This is a genomic window from Mesorhizobium sp. B4-1-4 (assembly GCF_006439395.2).
GTDB lineage: Bacteria > Pseudomonadota > Alphaproteobacteria > Rhizobiales > Rhizobiaceae > Mesorhizobium.
Map to the genome: position 1 here is coordinate 6,056,307 of NZ_CP083950.1, position 22,080 is coordinate 6,078,386.

Genomic DNA, 22,080 nt, shown 5'->3' on the forward strand with positions numbered 1-22,080 from the left:
GCCCGGTCGCAGTCATGTTACGTCTGGCGGACACAGTCTGAGTGCGTTGCGTGCCCGGCACCGCCACTTCACCGATCATCAGATGAGCCATTTTCAGACAGAATGACGTCGTTGCGGGTTGCCGCAGTGATGGCCGGTTCGGGATCGCGACAGGATGATGGGCGATCCGCGCTTATACTTGTTCTCATTCGATCACCGTTCGCATCAACGGCGCCGCGCAATATCGGCGCACCTTTGATTGCCAAGTCACTTTGAGGTCGGAGTGCAATTTGAAGATAGAAGTTGCTGTACGTCCCTTGCCATTGCCGGCATGATCTTATCAGCAGTGTCTCGACCACTGACGACGTCGTTGAGATAATTTTGAATCACGCCGACAATCTTGACGCTGTTCTGGCCTGACCAGTTGTACCAGCCCGTCATCAGCGGGAGCTGGCTGATGCCTGTGGTCAGGTTCGGCCGCTTCGCGTAGTAGTCCTTCAGTAGTTTAGGGTCGTCAAGCGCCTTCTGGTTGCCCGGTGCATAACCGGTCATGTTTGCCATCATCGTCTGACCTTGCGGGCCGGTAACGAACTTCGCGTATTCGAATGCCGCCTTCTGCCTGACGCGATCCTTGGAAAGCACCATCACAACCGATCCGCCCGCTGGAAGACGTCCATCCTTGGAGGTGATCGGGAATGGCATGGTGGCCATCTCAAATCTGCCGTCGATGTTCTTCTCCATTTGGGTGACCACCGAGCTGGATTCGACGTAGATGCCGACTGTTCCCGCTGCGAATGCTTGACGACCCAACTTCCATTCCATGTCCGGCATTCCGGCATCGTGAAAGGCTTGCAACTGCTCGAGAGCTCGCTTGCCGTGCTCGTCGGAAAATTTCACGCTACAACCATCAGCACTCCCCATGGAGCCTCCGTCGCTTGTGACCAGGGCCTGATACAGCCAGTTGCCGGAGGCGTCGTGAGCGTACACCAGTCCGGTGACGTGGTGCTCCGCGTCGTTCATCCTCCCGCTAAGCTCGATGATTGATTTCCAGTCGTGCGGAAAATTCTCGATGGTACCTCCGGCTTTATGCAGCAGGTCTTCGTTGACGTAAATGATAGGCGTCGAGATGGAGAACGGAAGGCCAAAGGAGCGACCTTCGACTTCCCCTAACGACATCATCGAAGGGATATAGCCCAAACGGTCCCACTCGCCTTTATCGTCCACGAAGCCATCAAGAGCGACAGCATTACCCTGCTTGACCAGCACGCGAAGCTGGTTCAATCCATTGAAGTAGACGTCGGGCGCATCGTTGACGATAGAAGATCTCAGCACCTCGGCAGTCCCATCGTCGTAGGTCTGCGCCGGTGGACGGAAGGTGATGTTGATGTCTGGATGCTGCCGGTGGAATTCGGTGGCAAGCTTTTCCTGCAGCTCCTTGAACTGGCTCGGAAAGGCATACAAGACGTTTATGCTGGTTTCGGCCAAAGCTGACGTGGACCAGCTAAGCGCTGCCAATAACGCCGCCGTGCTGAGTTTGGTGATCTTCATGTTTTTTCCTTCGACTTAGGGCAGGTGGCTCCTGTGAGAAATCCTCGGGTTAGGAGCTTGCGGCGTATGTCGGTTGACGTGGAAAGCCGGTCTTGGGTGGTGGTATGCGTCTAGCGCCTCTCGAAATGGCGACAGTTCGATTTCAGTGGTTACGAAGTCGGACCTTGAGACCAGAGGCCGCCCATGCGTGCCTCGAACTCGGTTTTCGTGAGGGGACGATACCATCTCGTGCCGGCTAAGCGTGGCGCCGCCGCCCACGACATCGGCTCGCGACCAAAAACGTCCAATGAAATCCGTTCCCGCGAAAGTTCGAGAATGGCCCATGCTTCCGACGCGCTGTCATCGGCTTTGAAAGTGTCTGTCAGCGACGGTATCGTCTTGTGATGGATCCCATCAATGGTCGATGTAGAATGCCAGTGAACGTGCCCGCCCAGCACGAGCACCACCTTCCCGGAGCCTTCGATGATTGAGCGGGCTTCAGCAGCATTTCGGTATGAGGCGAGGTCCGGCCGTTCTGAAAAATAATAATTGCCCACCATTGCATTGCCATCGATCGGAGCGTGCAGAAACAGAACCGACGGATAGGTTGCCTCCTTCACCGCATCCCTCAGCCAACTAAAGTCTTCGTCGGATAGCAACAAGCCATTCGAAAGTGAGAGTTCGCATGTTGGTCGCCAGAAGATCAGCGTCCATTCGCGCAATGACAGGACTTCCGACGTCGCCTTGCATCCGAGAGCTTCGGCAGCCCGCTCAGCCCCAAGAAACTTCAACTCGTTATTGCCGAATAGAGGAACCACAGGAGCTCTCACACGGTCGAGGATCTCCCTCACAGCACAAAGATGCCGAAAGTCCTCTTCACGATTGGTCGCATTTACATTGTCGCCGAGAGTGACGAATAGGTCGACACCGGCATTGTTGGCCTGTTGCACGACGTCCGTCAAAAGAGGAAATGCCTTTGCGCTTTCGATATTGGAACGCGTCTCCCCTGCATGGATGTCGGCTACGAGTGCAATCCGCAAACCGGGCATGAAGCCATCTCCTTGAATGAGCTGGACTCGAAATAATAGAACTATGTTTCATGCTTATGACACTCAGATTAGAATACTGTTCCAGATTTTCGCCCAGCAGCAGGTGATTGGCTTGACGTATATTGATGGCGGACGACGCCGGCAGAGGTCTACGAAACCTGTCCAGCGTGTCACCGAAGTGTCATGGCAGGAAAGTTAGTCGGTGCCGATACCGCAGCCAGCAGATCAATCGCATGTGTCACCGACAGCCGGCGGCTCGAAATATGATCACTGACGCGCCGTCTGCAGAGCGGCCTGGCTGAGGAAGTTCAACTTGCCAGGAGCTCGTAATGAAACTCGTAACTTACAATGTTCACTTCGGTGTCGGTCAGGACGGGCACTGCGATCTCGCTCGCGCGCTCGATGCCGTGAAGAATGCCGACATCATCGGACTCCAGGAAGTTGACAGCTTCTGGGAGCGGTCCGGCAATATCGACCAGGTCGAACTGATCCGCCAACTCATGCCGGAGCACGACATGGCGTATGGTGCTGGATTTGAAATCGCCAAACGCTCCAAAGAATCCGGAGAGATGGTGAGCGGACCGCGGCGGCGGTCGGGGAATGTGATCCTCTCCCGTTATCCGATCCTTTCCGTGCGTAACTTTCCTCTTCCGAAGTATGGCTCTGGCGGCGGCAAGCTTGACATCCAGAAGGCGCTGCTGGAGGTAAGTGTGGAGACACCCCTAGGTCCGCTTCGGGTGTACAACACTCACCTCTGCCATCTTTCGGAGAAACAGCGCAGTCTGCAGCTTGAAATCTTTCTTGAAATTGATCGGCGGGCTCGCCTTGAGGGCCCGGCCCTAAGTGGCATTCATCCCGGTGATGAGAGTTTTGCCGGAGAGCCCGCGCTTGTGTCGGTTCCAGAAAAAGCAGTGCTGCTCGGCGATCTCAATTTTCTCTCGACTACGAAATCCTATTCCATTCTTGCGGGCGACACGGGGGACCGCTGGGGTCGGGTTACCCGCATCGGGGGCTTTGTCGATGCCTGGTGCGCGGCGGGGCATGACGAACTCGATGGAACGGGTGAGACTTCGGACAGCGCTACCAGCGGCGACGGCAAGCGTCGGATCGACTATTGCTTCGTCAGCGAGTCGCTCTCCAGTCGTGTCGTCTCGGCTCGGGTACTTCGGGATGCGAAGGGATCTGACCATTATCCTGTAGAAGTGATCCTTGCCTAACGCGAGCCTCAGTCTCCGAGTGTGACCACCACATCGAGATGCTCAGAAATGATTTTGCCATGGACATGTTGAACAGGAAGGCCGTTCTCGTCGCGGTTAACGCTTAATAGCTCGATCAGCGGCTTTGTCCGGCTGATCCGCAAGCTCCGAGCTTCCTGCACTGACGGAAGGGAGGCTCGGACGCAAAGCTCTTTGCGCGACAGCTTTGGGATTCCGTACCGCCGCAATGCCTGGGATATTGAGCCGGTCTCGGCAATCACCCTATCTATCCCGGCGAACTGCGGAAGAGGATAATAGTTGGTGTTCAGGGAGACAGGGAGATCGTCGATCAGACGTAGCGTCCGGACGCGGAAAACGGGGCGCCCAGATCTGAGCGACAAGAACGAGGCAATCTCACGGCTTGCAGCGACTTCATCACTCGAAAGCAGCTCGCGCCTCGGCACTTTGCCGTTTCGCAAGATGACGGCCGTCATGCTCGTCTCTGCGCCGAACCGATACGAGATATGCGTATCGGAAACGAAAGTTCCACTCCCATGGACGACGGTCACGATTTCCTTGTCCTGAAGGCGTGCCAACGCCCTGCGGGCGGTATGACGGTGCACACCAAACAAAGCCGCGAGTTCCTCTTCAGGCGGCAGCCTGTCTCCCGCGCAAAGATCACCCTCTTTGATCCGGCGCTCGATTTCCAGTTGAACCTGTCTCCAGAGGGGTAGTTTTGGGACGTTGTTGTCTGTCATTTCTTAAACTCAGCTTCAATGCCCATTCGGGGCGGTTCGTTGAACACAACCAACCGACGCTTTCCCAACCGTCCCGAGTGACTTTTCGAAGGCGCGGCGCAGATATGTGTCGCTCGCAGCAGAAAAGTTGCTGACACTTTCATCAGGCGACAGGCCAAGGATTCGGCTCAGGACGTGGGTATGAGTGCGTGCCGCAATCCGCTCCGAGCTGATAGGACGCCGTCGCAGTCCCCGACACTGGGCAGTTGCGGCATTCGACCGAACGAGGACCGTAGCATGGGTCCATCAAGATCTGCCTTTCTGATATTCATAGGCAACTGCTTCATTGTCGACGATAACCGCAGGCACAGGCTCGTATTTCATCACCGTTCCGTCGAACATGTAGTCGTGGAAGTGGACGACCACAGATTCGTCGGACACCAAGGCCACTGCATAAAATGGTGCTTCAAGACATCTTGCCGGCGGACCTCCAAGTCGCAACGCGAACTGGGAAACGGTGCTTCGTACGACGGACATCGGAATTCTCCGCCACGAACCTGCAATCGGGCGATGAAGGTGGCCTAGGAAGATGTGCGTGATGTCGTGGGGTGCGAGAACCGCAGCTAGTCGCTCGGGATGCTTGAGGGCGAGTGAATCGAGGAAGGGCATACCGACCTCGAATGGTGGATGATGCATGAATAGGAGGGCTGGGCCGCCAGCGCAGTCCTTCAGCCGAGCGTCGAGCCACCCCAGACGCCGCTCGCATAGTTCGCCTGAGTGGCCTCCATCGGAGGACAACGTATCGAGGCAAATCACGGTATGGTGGCCGATCTTCACTGCCGTCTGGACGAACCCGGCCTCATCGATGGGTACCTCCTTGAAGACTTCGAGAAAGCGGCCTCGGTGATCGCCGTTGCCGAGGCAAAGTCGAAAGGGCACTCGTAGCGCCTTGAGGCACTCTGCCAACGCGACGTAGGCAGCGCCTTGCCCCAGCGCCGTCAGATCTCCGGTGAAGACAACGAGATCCGCATCGGCGTGCTCATTGTTTATGCTGTCAATGGCCGCTTCGAGGCGAACGCGAGGATTGCATCCGAGGTGAGAAACACCCGCGGGCGTCAGATGGAGATCGGAAACCTGAATGATCTTCGGCATGGCTGGACCTGAAACCGATTTGCATGGTTGCTCTCCTCTAGCGGAATATGAATGGAATGTCATTCCAAAAAATTGTCGCAAAAGTGAAATATTGTTCTGATACTGGATCAGTGCACCAAGCCGCTTGCTGCGGCTGCAATCGAACGCGACACCTTTTTGAGAGAGGCTCACGATGAACAAAAGGCGTTTCTGTGGATCTGGCATGGCGTTTGCCGCTGGCACTGTATTGATCTTGAATCTTCTGGGCGGAGCCGCTCTTGCGGACGTCCAGCCGATGAAGCTGCAGATTTCCTTCTTCGATGCGGCATTCCAGCCGGTGATGCAGGCACTGATTGACAAGTTCCGGGAAACGAATCCTGAGATTGAGATCAGCATGCAGACTCCGACCACGACATGGGACGCACAGCTTCAGCGCACAATCTTGGATGTGAAGATGGGCACTGCGCCCGATCTGGCAGTTCAAGGATATAACCGCCTCCGGATCGTAGCCGAGAACAAGGCAGCCATTCCGCTCAATGATCTGATTGCAAAAGAAAAAGATTGGAAGGGCCTGGGCTATACTGACGCGCTGACCAATCTAGGTGAATTCAAAGGCCAGCAGTGGGGGCTGCCACTCCAGTTGTCGGTGCCGGTGGTCTACTATAATCCGGATCTCTTCAAGAAGGCGGGCGTCGAACCGAAGACCTTCAATGCGAGCTGGGACAGCGTCACCGCAGCTGTTAAAAAGATCACGGACCTCGGTGGAGGCTTGTCGGGATCGTTCTACGACTACACAGCCGATGGCAATTGGAACTATCAGGCGCTTCTCTTCTCTCTCGGCGGCAAGATGATGACGCCCGACGAAACGAGCGTCGCGTTCACCAGCGCAGCGGGCGTGAAGGCAATGGACGTCATCCGTGATTTCGGTAGGGCCGGCCAGATCGATATGACCGTCAGTCAGGCGATGCAAGCATTTGGCAGTGGAACCATTGGAATGATATTCACCTCGAACCGTCGCCTCGGCACCCTTCAGAAGGGCATAGGCGGCCGGTTCAACGTCCAGGCCGCTCTGCTTCCCATCGCCGACGGTGGCCGGGTTCCTGTCGGCGGCGGTTTTCTCAGCCTGACCACGAGTGATCCGGGGAAGCAGGCTGCAGCCTGGAAGTTCATGAAGTTCGCAACGGGCCCGGTCGGACAGGCGATGATCACGCAGATGACCGGAGCTTTGCCTGGAAACGCGAATGCCGCCCAAAATCTCAAGGAATACTACGATCGCACGCCGCAAGCGAAAGCGGGCATCGACGAACTGCCTTTCGTGAGTGGCTGGTACTCCTTCCCAGGTGACAATGCGGTGAAGATCAGCGACGTTATCCTGGACCATCTGCGCAGCGTCATCACGCTCAGGATTCCCCCGGAAAGCGCGCTCAGGAAAATGAGTGCCGATGTTTCAGCGCTGCTGCCGCGCAATTGAGAACCGAGTGCCCATGGAGGTGGTCATACAAAACGATGAATGAAATTTTGCCAACCAACCCCAAGACCGATACGGCGCATAACGCTTGGGATGAACTGTGGGGCTCCGACGAAGGCCGCGCAAGATGGCTCATGGCGGAGGAAACGGTCATCGCGGCTGCGAAGCAGGCGTTCGACAAAGGTGCTCGCACAGCGGTAGACATCGGTTGCGGTGTCGGCCGTCATGCTCTCGGGCTTGCAGAAATGGGCTACACCGTTTCGGCGACGGACATGTCGAACGTTGGACTTGAACAGGTCCGAGCCTTTGCGCGGGAGAAACGTCTGGAAATTGATGCCAAAGTAGGGTCGATGACCGAGCTTCCCTACGCCGATGAGACTTTTGATTTCGCGGTTTCCTTCAACGTCTTTAGTCATGGTGACAAGGGGATCGTCAGGTGCGCCATCGAAGAAGCTCGCCGCGTGCTGAAACCCGGTGGCATCCTCTACGCCACACTACTGTCCTTGCGCAGCACGGCCCCTTGCAAAGGGCGCGAGGTAGCGTCCCAGACGTTCGTCTGGGACGATGGAGACGAAGACCACAAGCATCCGCATTTCTTCTCTGACACGAAGACCTTGAACGAACTTTTTGTAGGATTTGAGTGGCTACGGGTTGGAGACTATCACAATACGGCGCTATCGGATTACTGGCATTGGCATGTCGTAGTGGAGCGGAAATAGGATGACAGCGCGCGTGGAACACTCGGAGATCGATAGACTGCCAGTCTCAACGGACGAGGGGCATACGTCGAAAAGATATAGGGCGCTTCCGCTCGTCAACGCCCATATGGAGTCACTTCCCCGCGCGCTTCAGCGGATTGGAAAATACGTTCTTGAGAACCCGGACCTGGTCGTGCGCCAGACTGCATCCGAACTTGGCAGCGTGACGAACAGCGGCGGCGCAAGCATCGTGCGGTTCTGTCAGGTCTTAGGTTTTGAGGGATTGCAGGATTTCAAGCTGGCTCTGGCAGGAGACCTCGCAGCCCATCGCGTTCCTTCTGACGAGACTACGCGGTCGGGAGCGGGTCTGATGCACGAACTGACCGAGCGCATCGTCCATGCAACTAGGGAAACCGAATTCTTGCTCGATCGAGGAGCAGTCGAGCGACTTGCCGACGCCATGATCTCGGCCCGAAGAATCGACGTCTACGGAGCCGCAGCTTCTGGACTCATCGCGCAGCACCTCGCCTTCCGGCTTCTTCGGATCGGATTGCCTGCCCATGGCATCGTCGACACGACCTACGCCGCCTACGTGGCGAGCGGGTTGGGGCCAACATCCGTCGCGATCGCCGTGTCGGAATCAGGTATGACGGAACAGACCATTGAGGCGTTGAAACGCGCCAAAGCAGCGGGCGCATTCACTGCCCTTATAACCCACCGAACCAATGCTCCCATTGCCAAGTACGCTGACGAGGTTTTGCTGACCGCCGGCGTAAGTTCTCCTCTCACGGAATCGAAATCCGTGGTCGCATTTACCGCGCTCATCGCAATCGAGGTTTTGGCCACGATGCTCACGATCAAACTCGATCTTTTGTCTCCGACGGATTCTTAAACGCAATGGCACCCATAACGATCTAATCAGTCTAGAAATCCTTCGGCGCGACATCGATCCTTCGCGAGGTATCCCTGCCCATCGCGGACGGCGAGTTTCTGACGCTGCTGGGGCCGTGGGAATTGGACCTTGCTTCGGATTCTCGCCGGCCTTGGGTGCAGATGGGCGGCTCGGTTACGATCGGCGAGCGTGTGGTCGACGGGGTCCGGCCGGAGCGGCGCGACGTCGCCATAGTGTTCTAGTCCTAGGCGCTTTATCGCACATGACCGTGGCTCAGAACATGGGCCTGCCGCTCAGGATGCGGCGGCTGTCGGGCTGGCAGCGGCAGCCGCTGTTCGGCAGGAGAGCCGTCTGAGCTGACATTGGCGTAATGAGGCCGCACGGCTGATGGCTGTCGAGGTCGAGCTTGCCCTGCGCCGTCAGAATGTGCCGATGACACGAGAGACATTGGACGTTGCGGGCAGGCTGGCTGGCGAGGTGCTTGTTGCAGTTACGTCCCTTCCTTCAGAGCACCGGTTAGCGTTGGATAGCGCCAACGAGCTCCTTTCCGATGCGATCTCGAGACTTGTTCTATCGCTGGCCATAGAGATGGGCGAGTTGCAACGGTGCGACCAATCCTGGTCAGGGGGCAAAATTGCCGCCCGGGCCGACGCCGAGACCAAACCTCAGCCCTACCCGGGCCGGTTTGCCTTAGTGCGAAGCTGGGCGGGCGAGGTGGTGGCCAAACCTTTATTGAGGACGAACTCAACATTCCGCGATCGACGCTACATCTGTGGAAACGGCGCAATGAGGTAATCGCACTGCCGAAAGGCAGGCGAACGCACGTGTTCCCGTTGGCGCAGTTCGTCGACGGTCGTCCGGTCGATGGCATTAGCCGGGTATTGGCGGAGATACAGGATCCACGCTCCGCTTGGCTTTGGCTGGTTCGTCCATGCCTTCTGCTCGACGGCAAAAATCCCGTTGGATCTCCTCAAGCAGAACAGGGCCACGCAGGTGGGGGAAGCCGCCGCGAGCTATTCTAAAACTGGCTCGTAAGTTTGTAATAGCGTTAGTCCGGCCCCTCTTCCCGTGAAGAGCATCGGTTCAATTCATCAAGGCTGCCCAAGCCATGTCGGTCGCCATCTCGAGAACTCGAAAATAATAGATCAATCCCTTTGAACTTTCGGCGGGGAACGATCATTCTAGTCTAGTGTCCAGATCCAAACACGGTTCTCCGATTCCACGCCCAATTGAAATTTGGGATCAAGCCGATGGATGCGAGCTTGTCTTGCACCTGGCAGCTCAAGCTCCGTCTTGACGACGGTTAGGTCGACGCCACCGCGATAGCTTCGATCTCTACGAGCGCAGGTAGCATAGCCGCGAGCTCGGCAGCTTTTCGGACCGCTGACATTGATAAGTGTTCCCCGGTCTGGCGAGGGTACCTTGAAATTCCGTCTTTCAATCTCGGCCGGTTACATATCCATGACGAATTCGACGCGACTGGAGCAGAAGCAGGTCTCGGCAAAGATGATCGGGACGTCGCTCTGGTCGACATTTATGACGATCAGTTCCAGGACGCTCTCGGTCGGCGGCATTTGCAAATGTCGGGCTTCGTCGGCAGTCGGCTGGCGAGAGCGGACCCGCACCGATTTCCGCCGGAAATCGGCTACGCCCACTTTCTTTAGACAGGCGGTGATCGACATACGCTGCCTTTTTTGTTCCACTGCCGTCTGAAATGCTTCACGAATGCCCGGGAGCCGGAAGGTTGGGAAGTAGTTATGGCTATAGCTCAGCGGGATGCCGTCTGCATCGCCAAGCAGGCTTACCAAAGTTACCGTTTCGCCGAGTGGGATGGCAAGGCTTTCAGCCACAAGTTTGGGGGCCGGCAAGTTGACGAGCGCGGTCAGTTCGCGGCCCGGTACCTTGTTTAGGCCGGTTAGGTTTTCTTCAAAACGAGTGCGGGCGCCCATTCGGTAGAGGATGGGATTGTCGACGACGAAGGCGCCGCGGCCGCGCTCGATACGCACGAGGCCTTCATCCTGAAGATGGGCGAGGGCCCTTAGTACGGTGTGGCGATTGACGCCAAAACGCAACGCAAGGTCGGGAGCTGCAGGCACGCGCGTGCCGGGCGATAGGACGCCGTTGGTGATCTCGTCTGCCAGCGTTTCGCCGATCTGCCGCCACAGATTGATTCCTTCTTTCTGCATTCACAATCCTCAAAAATCTAACTTCACACACTCCGGATTTTCCGCTTGTCACATAAGCGTCATCCGCTTAGTCTACTAGTAGTCTAGACCGCAACGCAATGGACCACCCAATGGCTTCCTTTTCTCACAAATTTCTAATTGTTAGCTTCGATGGTCTACGGCCTGACCTGATTGACTCGGTTCAGACGCCCAATATTGCCCGATTGCAGCGGCTTGGCGCAACCCTTGCGGCACAGCGTACCGTTTATCCGAGCGAAACCCGGGTGGCCTTCCCGAGCTTGGTCACCGGTGCGACCTCCAGCCGCCATGGCATGGTCGGAAACAAATATGTCGACAGGGCCACAGTGCCGCAGCGTTATGTCGATACCGCCGATGCCATCCTGCTTGATCGCATCAACCGCGAGAGCGGCGGTGCGCTGATGAGCGCCGCGACGCTCGGCGAGATCTTGGGACGGGCCGGCAGGAGCATGGCGGTCCTGGCTACCAACACGCCGGGAACCACCCGCTTTTTCCATCACAAGGCTGAGGAGTTCGGCCATATCCGCCTGTCGGGGCATTTTCCAGAAGCCTGCACGCCAGGTGATGTGTTGGCGGAGGTTGAGCAGCGTTTCGGCTCCCTGCCACCGGTGCCGCCGCAAGGCGAGCCAGATATTGAGGCCCAGACGCTGATCACTTCGATATTCCTCGATTATCTGTGGCCGAAGCATGCGCCGGATGTAACCGTCCTTTCTTATGGGGAGCCGGATACAGCCTCGCATTTCAACGGCACGGGCGGAGTTAAAACTCGCCAGGCAATTGCCCATTGCGATGCCGAGTTCGGCCGGCTGCTCGACTGGTGGGAAGCCGAGGGAATGGCCGCCGGCGTCCAGATCATTGCGCTGTCCGATCACGGTCACATCACCGCTCATACGCGGGTTTCGGTCGCCGGCAGTTTGAAAGCTTCCGGCTTCGCCCCGGCCGCGGCACCGGGGGCGGGCGTGGATGTCGTCGTCGTGCCGGGGCAGGTCGGTGCGCTCTATCTCGCTGACCGTTCGCCGAACCAGATCACCCGATTGGTCGAAACGCTGATCGAGCAGCCTTGGGCCGGCCCGATCTTTACGGCCGCAAAGAACGAAGTTGAAGGCCTGGCGCCGGGCAGCTTCGCCAGCCATCTGGTCTTTGCCGATCATGCACGAGCGCCGGACGTCTACTTCGCCTTTCGCGCCGACGATAGCGTGGACGAATTCGGGCTGATCGGCGGTACATTCTACGACAATGACAGGCGGCCGGGTCTTGGCGTCCACGGCGGCCTGCACCCAAAGGAGCTTGCCTCCGTCGGTATCGTCGCGGGCTCGGCGTTCCTGGGCAAGGGCCATGTCTCCGCCGTGCCCTCTGGCATCTGTGACATCGCCCCGACCATCCTATCGCTTACCGGCATGGCCATTCCCGACAGCATGACCGGCAGAACCCTCACCGAAGTGCTCGCCGGCGGCGTCAGGTCCGTCGATATCTCCGTCGTCGGCGCTCCGCAAGTCTTCGAGACTGGCCTGAACGGCTATTCTCAGCAGCTGCGGCGCACCAATGTCGGCGGCACGGTCTACCTCGATGGCGGATGGGGCGCGTCCGAAGCGGTTTCACATGCCGGAGCAGGGCTGGAGCGAGCTTGACTGGCGGACGGCCCGAGCGACCGTCGATTAGACCTTTATCCTTCAATCACATGGCCGATACGTCTCGGCCGTGAACACCCGCCTTAACTCGAATGGAGACGACCGATGTCCATGACCATATTCAGAGCTATTGCGATTTCACTTCCTGTCCTGTTCTCGACCTATGCAGCCGCCGAGGACCTCAATGTCCTCTATTCGAACGCCTACGTCCTCAAGGCGCCGATGGAGGTGATCGCCAAGGGTTTCGAGGCGAGCCATCCGGGTACCAAGATCAACTTGTCGGACGTCAAGGGCTATTCGGAAATGACGCAGCTCATGCTGCGCGCGGCGATCACCGGCGGCATGCCGGACGTCGCCTTCCAGGGGACGAGCTTTCTGCAGCTCTTCGCCGACCGGAACCTCGCCGTCCCGCTCGACGATTTCATCAAGACGGAGCCGGACTGGAAGAACCTCGGTTATTTCAAGTCCATCACCGAGATCGGCCAGATCAACGGCAAGACCTACGGCATTCCCTTCGCGATCTCGATCCCGACGGTCTATTTCAACGGTGACCTGGTGAGAGCGGCGGGGGGCGATCCCAACAACCTGCCGAAGACCTGGGATGGCATTCTCAAACTCGCCAGGAAGATCAAAGCGCCGAGCGGCGGCATCTATTTCGATTATGCGCCGACGGGCAACTGGACTTTCATCGCCCTCGTGCAGGCTGCGGGTGGCCAGATGATGACGCCCGATAGGAAGAAGATTGCCTTCGACGGGAAAGAAGGCATGGACGCACTCAATCTGCTGAAGGCGATTGGCGAAGCTGGCATGAAGGACATGAGCCGTGACCAGGCAAAACAGGCGTTCGCGGCCGGTTCCATAGGCATCCTGGTGACTTCGAGCTCCGATGTAACGCTCTACACGCAACAGGCTGCCGGCCGCTTTCCTATCATCGTCTCGCAATTCCCCGTTCCCTCGGACAAGGGGCGATTGCCGGCCGGTGGCAACGCATTGATGGTCCATACCAAGGATGCTGCCAAGCAGAAGCTCGCCTGGGAGTTCATAAAGTTCGCCACCAGCGCCCAGTCGCAGACAGTGATGGCCACCGCCACCTCCTATATTCCGATCAGCGACAAGGCAGTGCAGGATCCGAAACTGCTCGGCGATTACTATGCCAAGAACCTGAACCTTCTCGTTCCGGTCACCCAGCTTTCACAGATCAACGGCTTCTTTTCTTTCCCCGGCGAGAACTCTGTCAAGATCACCAAAGTAATTCAGGACCAGTTGCAAGCTGTCGTCACGCTGCGGCGCTCGCCGGAAGACGCGATGAAGCTGATGGCGAGCGAAGCCGAAGCCATGCTGCCGAAGAACTGATTTCTGCCGAACACGTCGCGGCAGGGCTCCCGGCCGCGGTTCCCCTCCACCAGACCCAAGGTCAATCCCATGTCAAGCGAACCAATCAGCCTCATCCGCACCACACCGCCAACGCCCGACTGGCTGGGCTGCGAATTTTCGAAAGTCTTCGTCGAGCTTTCCAACCGCAGCGATCTTTCGACCCTGCTCCGCCTGCACAAGTTCAACGGGACGCCGGAAGACCGGCGCGTGGGCAGCCAGTGGCTGAAGCAGCGTTTCGGCGCGGCGCCGGACCCGGAACGTATTATTGTCACCAACGGGACCCAGAATGCGCTGTTCATCACGCTCGCGACAATGGTCGGCCGCGGTGGCCTGCTTCTGACCGAGCGGCTGAGCTATTACGGCTTCCGCCGTCTCGCCGGTTTCCTCGGCATCGATATCAAGGCGATCGATATGGATGGCGACGGCGCGCTGCCGGACGCTTTCGAAGCGATCTGCAAGACCGACAAGCCCAAGGCGCTGTTTCTGTCGCCGACGCTGCACAATCCGACGACGATCATAATGTCGCGTGAACGCCGGCTGGCGCTCGCCGACATCGCCCGAAAATATGGCGTGATCCTCATCGAGGACGACGTCTACGGTCTCCTGCCGCGCAATGCGCCGCCGCCGATCGCAGCGCTTGCGCCCGATGTCACCTGGCATGCGACCGGACTTGCCAAATGCGTGGCACCCGGCCTACGCCTCGGTTATCTCGTCGCGCCGGATGCGGCGGCGGCCGCAAAGGCCTTCCAGCCGTTCAACACCACCTCCACCTGGTTCGTTTCGCCGGTCTCGGCGGCGATCGCCGAGAACTGGGTCGGGAACGGTACCGGCACCCGCATTCTGGAAGCGGTGCGCGACGAGGCGGCGGCTCGCCAGGTGATTGCCCGTTCGATCCTCGACGGTGCCAGTTACGCGTCAAAGCCCGAATCCCTGCATCTCTGGCTGGACCTGCCGAGCGGCTATACGCAGGAGGATTTCATCGCCGCCTGCGACAAGCGGGGCGTCATCCTGCGCAGCGGCGAAATGTTCGCCGTTTCTAAGGAACAAGCCTCGCCGGCGATCCGCATCGTGCTCGGCAGCCCGCGCAACCAAGAGGAACTGACACAGGCACTGGAAGGCGTCACGGCAGTCTTAAAAGCCGCGTGAGGGATATTGCCAGCGACGCTGCCAATGAGAGAGGCGCCTTCAATTGCAGACAGATGCCTAAGCAGTCCCAACGTCGCTCGATGTTTCAAAATCCATCCAGGACCGGGACCGGCAGCGATCCGTGTGATCGAGATCAGCACGCTGATGAAAAATGGAGAAGAAATGAACGATTTTGATTGAAAGTCTGCGGTGGTCGCTCCAGCGTCACCGTTTCTTGGAGCCGACGTTGATGGGATTCGAATAAGGGATCTCGTTGAGTCACGAGATGAAACTGTAGTGAAAAGCCTTAGAAAGGCGCTCGATCAGTTTCTTGTTTTACGCTTTAGACAGCCGGCTCTCGATGATGATGAAATTGTCGGATTTGCAAGCCTTTTTGGAGCGATCCTTTCGGATAGAAAAAACAGCGAAGAGATGGCGTCCCTTCAGCCAACCGGTAGAGCCGAGCTGAAGGTCTTGTCTAGCGCTTTTACTCCTGATGGCCGCCCGATCGGCGATAAAGGCACCGCTGCGCAGATTTGGCACACCGATGGCTCGCACCGCGACACGCCAAATGCATATTCGGTACTTTACGCTCGCAAGGCCCCCGACAATCCGCCGCACACCGGTTTTATGAGCTCATACACATTGTATGAGAAGCTATCTGCGGATCTCAAGAACGAAATTTCCAACCTTCGCGCCGTATTCAGCATTCACAACAGATCCCAAGATCTAAGCAATTTTTTGACCGGGCCATCGTTGGATGAAGAGAGGCGAGCCGAGGGCCCGAGGCATCCTCTTGTGCGGCTTCACCCAACGACGAACCGTCCTTTTCTGTATTTGCCGAGGCGGCGCGATGCTCTGATTGAAAGCTATTCCGCCGAACAAAGTCGATATTTGCTCGAACGTCTTTGGGCCGCCGTTTTTTCGCTCGATGAGCAGTGGCAGGTTGCACTTAGACCGAACGATTTCGTTATTTTTGATAATCGAGCGGTTTTGCACAATCGAGAAGGGTGGCAGTCAAATCAGGAGCGGACTGTGTTTCATCTCGCTCTCGAAGGCGAGGTGCCGATTCCCGCGTTTGCGCCAAGAACCATCGGAAGCGATGGAACGTAACATTTATGCCGGCTGCGCAAGGTCATTCCCACGATGTTCGTGCCGAAACTCGCCGTACCTGGCGAAGGTTGTCAAAGCGGGGCTGCGCAGACCATGATGGCCGAAACGATCCTCCCAAAAGACGCGATCGATGCCCATGCACATGTCTTCACCGCCGGATTGCTGCCGCGGCAGCCGGCCTATGCTTCGACCGCCGATGAATTGTTCTCGCTGGCTGAAGAGGCAGGCTCACGGCGGATCGTGCTGACGCAGCCGAGCTTTTTCGGCTTTGACAACGGCGAGGTCCTGGCGGCGGCGGAACGATATCCGGACCGCGTCCGGGCGACTGTCTGGCTGCCACCCGAAACCTCAAGGCCAGAGCTTGAAACACTGAAGGCGCGCGGTGTCGCGGGCCTGCGCCTTCCGTATTTCTACACCGACCTGCCGGATTGGGAGATGTTTGCGGAGATGCTGGGCGTTGCAGGCAGGCTCGGCCTCCACGCCGAACTCGGCATTCCCGCACGGTACGTCGCTGCGAGCCTCGAACAACTGCTTGGCTTCGGGATAAACATCGTCGTCGAGCATATGGGCATTGCGCGAAGCCCGGACGATCCGACCTCGAGCCCGGATTTCCAGGCTCTCCTGAGTGCAGCGGATACGGGCCGCGTCTGGGTGAAGCTCTCGGCTTCTTCGCGCCTGCCGATCGAGCAGTCCGATTGGGTGTTCGCGCAACTACTCGCCGCCTTTGGACCGAAGCGCCTCGTCTGGGGATCCGACTGGCCTCGCGTCAGTGCCCGGCTTCATCGCCAGATGAGTTACGCGGATTGCTCCCGCTGGCTGGTCGAGCGAGTGCTCGACAAGGAGACTCTGACGGACATCGCTGTCCGGACGCCGGCGTCGCTCTACGGTTTCGACGATCAATAGGAAGTGGCCTGCATCTTCGCCGTCACAACGAGTCCACTGTCATGCATTATAAGATGTCTAGACTACAAAGCCGAGGAGGTGGCCTGGGAGTTCGTCAAGTTCGCCACCGGGCCGATCGGCCAAACCATCATGGTGAACGGATCGGGTTACTCGCCATCGAATACCTTGCCGCTGTCCGCTCCGGCACTCTTGGCCGCTATTTCAATGATGACCCGAACCAACATACAGCCGCCGAAGCCGCCCGTTCATCACCCGCTGGGATCCCTTCCCAGACGGGAGCTGTCTGAAAGGCTCCGACGTCTTCCGCGACCATGTGCGGACGATCGGCTTGCTGAAACGTATTCCGAAGCTGTGCCGATCGTCTTGCGCGATCTCGATGCCTTCATGTCGAAGAATTAACGCTGAAAATCCGCGGCTGACCGTCGGTCTCGACGATTCCGCCCGACCTTAGAGCGGTGGCTGCGGGCGCCGCTCTTCCTGGTGAAGCAACGATTTCCAACAGGAATTTTCCAATAACGACAAGGAAGAATACCGCTGCGTCTGGGCGGGCGTGGATGTCGAGGCGGAAGGCGCCGTGTTGGCATCCACAGCAGCGGTGGCGTTAGGTCGTTATGCTGTGAACTCGATGTCATCCTCTCGCACTTGTATTGGACCGAGGCCTAGTTTCGACGACTTGGTGCATTCGCAAAACATCGTCTGCCAGAGCGATTGCGTCCCTGAGGTTGGCGCAAATCCGGTTCTGCTGGCGGATAATCGTCACCCGCGCCGCCGCTTTGGTCATGTCGTCGGCATTGGCGCAAGCAGTGACGGGGGCCAGACCTGGCAGGGATGGCACGGGAAGCGCCCGATCCTGCTGAAATTGCGCGACCGAACTGTAGTCTACCGGTATGAGAAGGCGCGCCAGGCTGTTGATGAGTGAATTCGCCGGTTTGACAGGAATCGTGCCATCGACCACCGCAAGATAGAAGCGCTCAAGTTGAGCGCTGAGAGTTTCGAGCGCAGTGCGGATCGCAGAGAGGTCGCACCACCCTTTGGCGGCCTCTTCGTACCGCTCGAGCGCGGCAAGGCAGCTAGCGACTGCGGCGCGCCAATCAAATGGCAAGACCTGCGCATCGGCGATGCCCAGGACAGTAGCCAGGTACATTTTCGTATCACGTTCGAGGTTCGATCTGTCCGCCACATCGAGAAGATCAGCTTCGGTGTGCCACTCGATGTTGCCTCCGCACCCGCCTACCGCATAAAGGCCTTTCGCCCGCCGAATATCCGCGGGGATGATCGAACTCTGCTGAAGGAGCCCGGTGATTCCTATGCTTGAGAAGGAATAATCCGCACCGCGATGTGGGCGCCCTCCACTTGCTTCCAATCCGGTCGTACGCTTTATCGATGTCTTAACGTAGGCTTCGGCCTCCGCCGTCCATGCAAGTTCGCTGTATTCGCTTGCCCAGCGGCACCCCGGGCTGTCACAATTGATTTGGGCGACGCATCCCTCGTCAAGTTCAAGCGCGAAATTGTCTGCATACCAGGTGCTGCCCGCGAATTTGCCTGTCGAATGTCCGGGCCACCATGCGATTCGTACCGATCGCCTCGGTCTTCTTGGTGCCTGGTGCAGGACACGGGCGATTTCTAGGAGGGCTGCGGCACCCGTAGCATTGTCGCCCACCCCAACTTCCCAGGAATCGTAATGCCCATGCAGGAGTACAAATTTCTCCGGCTCGGTCTCGCCGAGGATTTCGACTACTGGAACTGGCTGCCTATGCCATCCTTCGGCCATTTCCGTTTTGAGCATGATTGGCTCGCCAGCCGCCGCGCGCGCAATGAGTGGCAGCCCATCGACACTGTTCACCGCTCCGACAGGGATACCGGGCCTGTCGGGCATTTCAAAAACCCCAGGGCTTCCCCAAATTGAAGTACAACTTCCCCAATGCGACCGCGCACCTGGGTTGACGGCGACGAAGCCCGCAGCCCCCTTGCGTTCGAATTCCATGACCTTGCCGGGCGATGCGAAACCTTCTGAAACGACGATCTTTCCATGGATATGCCCAGCGGAAATATCGGCGTAATTGCGGTGCATGCGTGCGGCGCGTGTTTCGGCCACCGGTGCCGGAACGTAGACGGTCGGCGCCGTTATCCCCTCCGGAATATGGTGGGAGAACACTGCGGCCTTCGCGGTGAGCCTTGCCCCCTCTTTGAGACAAACGGAGGCGCTCATAGGTATCGAGAGAAATATCTCGGCGTCATGGACGTCGACAGGGATTCCCCATGCCGAGAGCCGACGGATAATTTGCTGAGCGCCATCTCTTACATCGTCGGGCAGGCATCTGGGTTGGTTGGAGAACGCCAACACCAGATCCCAAGCATTGGCGATATCGACCAGAGACAGCCACTTGTCGAGTTCAGTTTCGGTATTCATTACGTGGCTCGTTTTTTTAGCGGGAAGACCGTCCACCAAAGTCCGGTGGTTCTTCTATTCGCTCAGTTCGGCATAAGCTTGGCGATGTCGCGCACCATCTTGGGCATGACTTCCTCGGGCGTGCGCTTCAGTGAAACAACAGACTGCACGTAATCCCGGAAGACGTTAGAGGCCTTGAGACCATTCGCGCCCGCGAAAGCATCCCAACGAGTAATGAAACGGACTTCGCTTGCTGCAGTGCGCTGGTTCGGGTTCTGCTTGTAATAGTCCCCGAGCAGCTCTGGCTCATTAAGAGCGATGGTATTTACGGGAGTATAGCCGGTGTCCTTGACCATGATTGTCTGCCCTACGGGACCGGTTGCGAACTTGATGAACTTCCAAGCGGCTACTTGCTTGACGGGGTCCTTGGTAAACATGAAAATGCCATTGCCACCTGCGGGAAGACGGCCGTTTTCGGACATCGGCCAAGGTGCCGTCTCGAGCTTGAATTGACTGGCTGCCTGCTGCTCAAGTTTGGCCAGATGGCTGCTGGAGGTCGAAAGGATCCCGAGAGTGCCAGCTGCAAATGCCTGACGGGCCTGATCGAGGGAAATATCCAACTGGCCGGCCTCGCCGAATCTGTGCATAAGCTGCAGCATTTCCATCCCTGCGGGACTATCAAACGTGATCGACTTGCCGTCTGCGCTCAGCAGCTTGCCACCTAGGCTTGTGATCAGGGCTGTCGTTGTCCAGTTCGAACTGTGGTTATAGTAGCTGAAATAGATTCCGAGTGTCTTGTCGGAGAGCGCGTCGATTTTCTTGGCAAGGTCAATGATCCCTTCCCAATTCGTGGGGAAGTGCTCTGGATCTCCCCCAGCCTGCTTTACCAGCTCTGGGTTGTAGTAGATGATCGGAATTGAAATGGCGAAGGGCAAGCAATAGGTCAGGCCATTGAAGCGACAGGTATCGACAAGTGACGACGAATAGCCTTGGCCTTCGAGGTCGGCTTCGCCTGGGAGGAATTTGTCAATCGGCTGTGCCATCTTATTGTCTGTCAGAACGTCGATACGATTCACGCTCTGGAACGCTACATCCGGAAGCTCGTGAGTGATGTTGCCGCGCAGAAGTGTCTGAAGCAATTGGTCATAATCGTTGGCGGCGGGCTGGAGTTTGATCTGAATGTCAGGGTTTTGCTTCATGAATTCGTTGGCAACGGCCTGGTAGACTTCCGGATGATTGGCATGGGCAAGGGAAATAGTCACGTTCTCGGCGGCTTGGGTGGCAGCCGCGCCGACCAAGGCGAGGAGCGACGCAGAGAGGAGGGCTTTTAAGGTGTGCATGAGTTTTGTCCCGTGATGAATTGAGATAGGTTGCTTAGGCGTGAGGCAAAGCCGCGATCCTTTTCGCCGCGAAAATGGTCATCCGCGGTTTGCGATATCGGGTTCGCGTACTGCGGAAGGGAACGGCGCATCAATTGTCCAGGCGCGTGCCCGTAGTGAACAGACAATCACCGATCTTGGTACGTGCTGGCGCACGACGCTTGAGGACGGTTCCGCCCATCTTAAACCTGACGATTTCGGGCTCCCGCCAAGGTGTTTCGGTAAAATGGATCGCCCCTGCAACATCGCCGTCCGCAACCGTCTGACCGAGTTTGACGTAAGGCTCAAACACACCCGTCGCTAACGCGTAGACAAAGTCTCGGGCGGGATGGCGCCGATAGAATTGCGAAACAGGTGGAACGTCTTCGTGCCCATCACCTGCGAGCACACCCACATGCCTTAACAGGCGTGGCAATCCACTTTCGGCCGAGCGAAATGCATCCACTGAAAACGCTCCAGCACCGCCCAACTCGGTCGACATGTGTCCAACCCCCAAGCGCCGGCATGATCCCAGAAGCCGCAGATCCCCTCCCATCAGACCTTCGATCAGGATCGAATTCGGCATGGCGAAGGCTTTCAGGAATCCGATTGCTTCTTCGCGCAGCGCAGGCTCGTCCGGCGCTACTAGGTGCGCCGCCGGGATATACTCGGAAGAATATCCCCCAGAATGAAAGTCAAAACAGTAGCGAACCTCGGGCAAAAGGATACTGTCAATGAAATGCGCGATCATCTGGGTCGGGGTGCCATTCGGGTCTCCGGGGAACAACCGGTTAAGGTTCCCCCCGTCAATCGGTGATACGCGATGTCCCGCGGCAACCGCGGGTGCATTTACGCCCGGCAAGATGATGATTCTGCCCCTTATCTTTTCGATCGGTGCATTGCGCAGGAACTTCATCAGAAGAACCTGGCCCTCATATTCGTCCCCATGGTTGCCCGCCATCAGGAGGACGCTCGGCCCATCACCGTTGCGGACAACTGAAATTGGAACAGGGATCCAGCCATAACCGGAATCGTTGGTAGAATGGGGAACGCGCAGATAGCCATGCTGAACGCCCTCCTTTTCAAGATTCACGTCGGTCCACACTCGGGTTGCTGTGTTCGTCATCTTTTTTCCATAGTTTGGCGGGGTGCTTTCAGACGCTTGCAGAAGTATTTCAGTGATCAGGCCGACCAAGGCACTGGTTGCCGGTACCGGTTGCTGGCGTGGATTCGGACCTCCGATCCAGATCTGCACCGCACGCCCGCAACTGCGCGCGAACGTGTTCTGGCCGTTGACGGGTGTGCCCCA

Annotated in this window: 18 protein-coding genes; 10 read left to right on the forward strand and 8 right to left on the reverse strand. The window is 57.7% G+C overall.

The window, feature by feature from the left end; translation table 11 throughout:
- Window positions 1-246: 246 nt before the first annotated feature.
- Together FJW03_RS28995 and FJW03_RS29000 are read right to left on the reverse strand one after the other, a co-directional pair.
- Window positions 247-1,527: an extracellular solute-binding protein gene (locus tag FJW03_RS28995; RefSeq protein WP_140767359.1), complete on the reverse strand. Its 1,281-nt coding sequence runs from the start codon at window positions 1,525-1,527 to the stop codon at window positions 247-249.
- 149 nt (window positions 1,528-1,676) lie between these two features.
- Complete coding sequence (locus FJW03_RS29000) at window positions 1,677-2,555, reverse strand: metallophosphoesterase family protein (protein ID WP_140767360.1); 879 nt, start codon at window positions 2,553-2,555, stop codon at window positions 1,677-1,679.
- 329 nt (window positions 2,556-2,884) lie between these two features.
- Here FJW03_RS29000 and FJW03_RS29005 point away from each other — a divergent pair, with 329 nt between their 5' ends.
- The gene (locus FJW03_RS29005) at window positions 2,885-3,772 is read left to right on the forward strand and encodes an endonuclease/exonuclease/phosphatase family protein (RefSeq protein ID WP_140767361.1); all 888 of its coding nucleotides are present in this window, start codon (window positions 2,885-2,887) and stop codon (window positions 3,770-3,772) included.
- A gap of 8 nt (window positions 3,773-3,780) precedes the next feature.
- Here the strand turns inward: FJW03_RS29005 and phnF (FJW03_RS29010) are convergent, their stop codons facing one another.
- Both phnF (FJW03_RS29010) and FJW03_RS29015 read right to left on the reverse strand, forming a co-directional pair.
- Window positions 3,781-4,509, reverse strand: coding sequence for a phosphonate metabolism transcriptional regulator PhnF (gene phnF, locus FJW03_RS29010; protein ID WP_140767362.1), 729 nt, complete (start codon window positions 4,507-4,509; stop codon window positions 3,781-3,783).
- A gap of 285 nt (window positions 4,510-4,794) precedes the next feature.
- Window positions 4,795-5,844 carry a phosphodiesterase gene (locus tag FJW03_RS29015; protein ID WP_181173397.1) on the reverse strand — a complete coding sequence of 350 codons (1,050 nt, stop codon included), beginning with the start codon at window positions 5,842-5,844 and terminating at the stop codon, window positions 4,795-4,797.
- Here FJW03_RS29015 and FJW03_RS29020 point away from each other — a divergent pair.
- The 4 genes from FJW03_RS29020 to FJW03_RS29035 all read left to right on the forward strand — a co-directional run bounded on the left by FJW03_RS29020 (window position 5,843) and on the right by FJW03_RS29035 (window position 9,472).
- Window positions 5,843-7,090: an ABC transporter substrate-binding protein gene (locus tag FJW03_RS29020; RefSeq protein ID WP_181173398.1), complete on the forward strand. Its 1,248-nt coding sequence runs from the start codon at window positions 5,843-5,845 to the stop codon at window positions 7,088-7,090. The genes FJW03_RS29015 and FJW03_RS29020 overlap by 2 nt on opposite strands.
- A 35-nt stretch (window positions 7,091-7,125) precedes the next feature.
- Entirely contained in the window at window positions 7,126-7,806 is a 681-nt protein-coding gene (locus FJW03_RS29025) for a class I SAM-dependent methyltransferase (protein ID WP_140767365.1), read from the forward strand.
- A gap of 1 nt (window position 7,807) precedes the next feature.
- Window positions 7,808-8,677, forward strand: coding sequence for a MurR/RpiR family transcriptional regulator (locus tag FJW03_RS29030; protein ID WP_140767366.1), 870 nt, complete (start codon window positions 7,808-7,810; stop codon window positions 8,675-8,677).
- Window positions 8,678-9,064: 387 nt separating this feature from the next.
- Window positions 9,065-9,472, forward strand: a complete 408-nt coding sequence (locus FJW03_RS29035; RefSeq protein WP_140767367.1) for a hypothetical protein — start codon at window positions 9,065-9,067, stop codon at window positions 9,470-9,472.
- Window positions 9,473-10,128: 656 nt separating this feature from the next.
- Here the strand turns inward: FJW03_RS29035 and phnF (FJW03_RS29040) are convergent.
- On the reverse strand, window positions 10,129-10,863 hold the full coding sequence (phnF, locus tag FJW03_RS29040) for a phosphonate metabolism transcriptional regulator PhnF (protein WP_140767368.1): 735 nt from the start codon (window positions 10,861-10,863) through the stop codon (window positions 10,129-10,131).
- Between the two features lie 110 nt (window positions 10,864-10,973).
- On the opposite strand from phnF (FJW03_RS29040), the gene FJW03_RS29045 reads away from it, so the two are divergent.
- The 5 genes from FJW03_RS29045 (at window position 10,974) to FJW03_RS29065 (ending at window position 17,024) form a co-directional block, all read left to right on the forward strand.
- On the forward strand, window positions 10,974-12,509 hold the full coding sequence (locus FJW03_RS29045; RefSeq protein WP_226890498.1) for an alkaline phosphatase family protein: 1,536 nt from the start codon (window positions 10,974-10,976) through the stop codon (window positions 12,507-12,509).
- Between the two features lie 105 nt (window positions 12,510-12,614).
- Window positions 12,615-13,862 carry an ABC transporter substrate-binding protein gene (locus FJW03_RS29050; protein WP_140767435.1) on the forward strand — a complete coding sequence of 416 codons (1,248 nt, stop codon included), beginning with the start codon at window positions 12,615-12,617 and terminating at the stop codon, window positions 13,860-13,862.
- 69 nt (window positions 13,863-13,931) lie between these two features.
- A complete protein-coding gene (locus tag FJW03_RS29055) occupies window positions 13,932-15,029 on the forward strand; it encodes a PLP-dependent aminotransferase family protein (RefSeq protein ID WP_140767434.1) in 1,098 nt (365 codons plus the stop codon).
- Between the two features lie 189 nt (window positions 15,030-15,218).
- Window positions 15,219-16,121, forward strand: a complete 903-nt coding sequence (locus FJW03_RS29060) for a TauD/TfdA dioxygenase family protein (RefSeq protein WP_140767433.1) — start codon at window positions 15,219-15,221, stop codon at window positions 16,119-16,121.
- 96 nt (window positions 16,122-16,217) lie between these two features.
- Window positions 16,218-17,024 carry an amidohydrolase family protein gene (locus FJW03_RS29065; RefSeq protein ID WP_226890499.1) on the forward strand — a complete coding sequence of 269 codons (807 nt, stop codon included), beginning with the start codon at window positions 16,218-16,220 and terminating at the stop codon, window positions 17,022-17,024.
- A gap of 628 nt (window positions 17,025-17,652) precedes the next feature.
- Here the strand turns inward: FJW03_RS29065 and FJW03_RS29070 are convergent.
- From FJW03_RS29070 to FJW03_RS29080, 3 genes are all read right to left on the reverse strand, one after another.
- Window positions 17,653-19,470: a M28 family peptidase gene (locus FJW03_RS29070; RefSeq protein ID WP_140767431.1), complete on the reverse strand. Its 1,818-nt coding sequence runs from the start codon at window positions 19,468-19,470 to the stop codon at window positions 17,653-17,655.
- 26 nt (window positions 19,471-19,496) lie between these two features.
- A complete protein-coding gene (locus tag FJW03_RS29075; RefSeq protein ID WP_140767430.1) occupies window positions 19,497-20,753 on the reverse strand; it encodes an ABC transporter substrate-binding protein in 1,257 nt (418 codons plus the stop codon).
- A 130-nt stretch (window positions 20,754-20,883) separates the two neighbouring features.
- On the reverse strand, window positions 20,884-21,897 hold the full coding sequence (locus FJW03_RS29080) for a succinylglutamate desuccinylase/aspartoacylase family protein (RefSeq protein ID WP_140767429.1): 1,014 nt from the start codon (window positions 21,895-21,897) through the stop codon (window positions 20,884-20,886).
- Between the last annotated feature and the right edge of the window lie 183 nt (window positions 21,898-22,080).

What these genes read in the sequence shown, in the direction of transcription:
- FJW03_RS28995 (WP_140767359.1), bottom strand. Translation starts at nt 1,527, where the DNA reads ATGAAGATCACCAAACTCAGCACGGCGGCGTTATTGGCAGCGCTTAGC.
- FJW03_RS29000 (WP_140767360.1), bottom strand. Translation starts at nt 2,555, where the DNA reads ATGCCCGGTTTGCGGATTGCACTCGTAGCCGACATCCATGCAGGGGAG.
- FJW03_RS29005 (WP_140767361.1), top strand. Translation starts at nt 2,885, where the DNA reads ATGAAACTCGTAACTTACAATGTTCACTTCGGTGTCGGTCAGGACGGG.
- phnF (WP_140767362.1), bottom strand. Translation starts at nt 4,509, where the DNA reads ATGACAGACAACAACGTCCCAAAACTACCCCTCTGGAGACAGGTTCAA.
- FJW03_RS29020 (WP_181173398.1), top strand. Translation starts at nt 5,843, where the DNA reads ATGGCGTTTGCCGCTGGCACTGTATTGATCTTGAATCTTCTGGGCGGA.
- FJW03_RS29015 (WP_181173397.1), bottom strand. Translation starts at nt 5,844, where the DNA reads ATGCCAGATCCACAGAAACGCCTTTTGTTCATCGTGAGCCTCTCTCAA.
- FJW03_RS29025 (WP_140767365.1), top strand. Translation starts at nt 7,126, where the DNA reads ATGAATGAAATTTTGCCAACCAACCCCAAGACCGATACGGCGCATAAC.
- FJW03_RS29030 (WP_140767366.1), top strand. Translation starts at nt 7,808, where the DNA reads ATGACAGCGCGCGTGGAACACTCGGAGATCGATAGACTGCCAGTCTCA.
- FJW03_RS29035 (WP_140767367.1), top strand. Translation starts at nt 9,065, where the DNA reads ATGGCTGTCGAGGTCGAGCTTGCCCTGCGCCGTCAGAATGTGCCGATG.
- phnF (WP_140767368.1), bottom strand. Translation starts at nt 10,863, where the DNA reads ATGCAGAAAGAAGGAATCAATCTGTGGCGGCAGATCGGCGAAACGCTG.
- FJW03_RS29045 (WP_226890498.1), top strand. Translation starts at nt 10,974, where the DNA reads ATGGCTTCCTTTTCTCACAAATTTCTAATTGTTAGCTTCGATGGTCTA.
- FJW03_RS29050 (WP_140767435.1), top strand. Translation starts at nt 12,615, where the DNA reads ATGTCCATGACCATATTCAGAGCTATTGCGATTTCACTTCCTGTCCTG.
- FJW03_RS29055 (WP_140767434.1), top strand. Translation starts at nt 13,932, where the DNA reads ATGTCAAGCGAACCAATCAGCCTCATCCGCACCACACCGCCAACGCCC.
- FJW03_RS29065 (WP_226890499.1), top strand. Translation starts at nt 16,218, where the DNA reads ATGGCCGAAACGATCCTCCCAAAAGACGCGATCGATGCCCATGCACAT.
- FJW03_RS29075 (WP_140767430.1), bottom strand. Translation starts at nt 20,753, where the DNA reads ATGCACACCTTAAAAGCCCTCCTCTCTGCGTCGCTCCTCGCCTTGGTC.
- FJW03_RS29080 (WP_140767429.1), bottom strand. Translation starts at nt 21,897, where the DNA reads ATGACGAACACAGCAACCCGAGTGTGGACCGACGTGAATCTTGAAAAG.